General features: G+C 59.4%; 1 pseudogene. It reads right to left on the bottom strand.

The features are described 5' to 3' along the window. Nucleotides 1-387, bottom strand: a pseudogene (locus tag JZX87_RS31100) (3-deoxy-8-phosphooctulonate synthase); the annotation flags it as partial.

The raw sequence follows: 387 nt of genomic DNA, 5'->3' as shown, positions 1-387 counted from the left end.
AAGATCACCGGCGATCCGAGCGAAGCCATGATCGGCAGCGAACGCATGTCGGAGACGAGCGTGTTGTAACCGAAGGAGGCGCCGCGTTCGCACAGCATCACGTTAGGATTACCGCTCTCGGTAAATTTCGCCTGGACGTTCTTCATGTCCCAGGGGGCCAGGAACTGGCCTTTCTTGACGTTGATCGCCCGGCCGGTCTTGGCGGCTGCGACCAGAAGATCGGTCTGACGCGACAGAAAGGCCGGGATCTGCAGGATGTCGACGGTTGGCGCAACAAGCCCGCACTGCTCTTCCGTATGGATGTCGCTCGGGACCGGGAAGCCGAATTCCTTCTTCAGGTCGGCAAAAATCTCCATCGCATTTTCAAGTCCGATGCCGCGCTTGCCG

Origin of the sequence: Agrobacterium sp. Ap1 (assembly GCF_017313375.1) — a bacterium.
GTDB lineage: Bacteria > Pseudomonadota > Alphaproteobacteria > Rhizobiales > Rhizobiaceae > Neorhizobium > Neorhizobium cellulosilyticum.
This window is presented reverse-complemented; position numbering and strand designations above follow the sequence as displayed.